Below are 1814 nucleotides of genomic sequence, written 5' to 3' on the forward strand. Positions count from 1 at the left end.
AGGAAATAACCTAAGAAGAAGATCCCTGCCCCAAGTCCAAAAACAGCATTCGAAAAACCCAAATCTTCGTTCATTTGCAAAGCAGCAAAGCCAATATTCACCCGATCTAGTATAGCGATGATAAAACATAGAAATAAAAATGGAATTAATCGTAACGTAACTTTTCTCGTAGCTGAACGTTCTAAAGCGAATTGATCCAAAATAATTCCTCCTAACACTTTCATACCTTTCTTTTTTCAACCCTTCATTTCATCGGGTTTAAAGGTAATCCCTTACATTAAACGCTTTCAAAAATACTTTTATTCTGAGTCCTTTCACAAAACGAAAGATACCTCATATCAATTAAGCCTTTCATAACTCTCTCTTATAGTCGCTATTTTTTAAACAATTGAAAACTTTCTATACACCCTCTTTTCATCTTACATTCTTATCTACTTGTCTACTAAGGTAACTTACAACATGAGTATAACTTTACTAGTATTGTTTGTCAATACGATTCTGCACTTAATACAAATCTTATGAAACATTCATGACTCTTAAACTGGTACTGCGGCATAGCCTCAAAAAAAATCCCCTCCTTCTTTAGGATGGGGATTTTTTTGTGTAGAAGTATATTTATTTTATCTTATTTCATGCCCTGCAATTTTCTTAGATCAATCTTTCCAATATCGATCATATAAGTTTTGCATATGTTTCGTCATGATTTCGACTGCTTCTTGTTCATTGTGATCTGCAATCGCTTCAATTATTAATTGATGTTCCTTGAAATTCACATCTCGATAATCTGGTCGAGTTACGGTGCGATCCCGAATAAACTTCCACATTTCCTGTTGCTTCATTGCATTACTAATAGCCGCCATGATGTTAATAAAGAGATCATTGTGGGAAGCCTTCGCAATGCCGCAGTGCAATTTTTCATCTGTTTCTGGCACATATACACCGGCCTTCGTTTCTTCCTCCATCTGTTTGATGGTGGCACGAAGCTCCTCTATATCTTCATCTGTAGCTCTTTGCGCTGCAAATTTTACAATAATAGGCTCTATATCCATCCTTACTTCTACAATATCCTCTGGAGATATAGAATCAAAAAAGATGGCTGCTTGGGACTGATCGGATGCGAGCTGATTGCTTTTCACATAAACACCCTCACCCTGACGAGAGTAAATAATACCATTCAATTCTAATGCGCTAAGAGCCTGGCGAATAGGGGCGCGGCTTACACCAAACTGTTCGCATAGCTCTCTTTCAGCTGGCAGCTTATCCCCTATTTGAAATGCACCCGATTGGATTTGCGAAAGAATTTGATTATAAATTTGCATATATAATTTCTTACTAGATACTGGATTAAAGCTAATGACAATCACTTCTCCCTATATTGTATTCGTTATGCTTTACGTAATTAGATGTAAATAATTATATAGAAATTTATTTAAAAGGGCAATCAATCTAAGAGGCTGAAGGAATCTAGCAGTGTTGAACAGAAATAATCGTCTTTCTTAATTAGTTTTCTGTAGTTCTTCTTGGGTATTCCGATTTAGAGCCTTTCCTGACTGTTTTACCAAGAAAAGAAGGATACAGGCGCCTATAATCATGCTAATTCCCATGAAAACCATACTAATCGTAAACGATCCTGTCGCATCCTTAATATATCCGACAACATACGGTCCGAAGAATCCGCCAAGATTTCCGACACTATTAATGAGTGCAATTGCACCGCCAGCAGCGGCTCCCGTTAAGAAAGAAGGCGGAATTGCCCAAAACGGAGAGTATGCCCCAAATGCTCCGCATAAAGCAATCGTTAGAAATACAAATGA

General features: G+C 37.2%; 2 protein-coding genes and 1 pseudogene. All 3 read right to left on the reverse strand.

The features are described from left to right. Positions 1 to 200: pseudogene (locus EP737_RS25105) on the reverse strand (MFS transporter); the annotation flags it as partial. 453 nt (positions 201 to 653) lie between these two features. Continuing rightward, positions 654 to 1364: a FadR/GntR family transcriptional regulator gene (locus tag EP737_RS25110; RefSeq protein ID WP_165350940.1), complete on the reverse strand. Its 711-nt coding sequence runs from the start codon at positions 1362 to 1364 to the stop codon at positions 654 to 656. A gap of 132 nt (positions 1365 to 1496) precedes the next feature. Beyond that, positions 1497 to 1814: MFS transporter (locus tag EP737_RS25115; RefSeq protein WP_165350941.1), on the reverse strand; the 318-nt coding region annotated here is incomplete at its 5' end.

The organism is Ectobacillus funiculus, from assembly GCF_004138295.1.
Classification (GTDB): Bacteria; Bacillota; Bacilli; order Bacillales; family Bacillaceae_G; genus Ectobacillus; species Ectobacillus funiculus.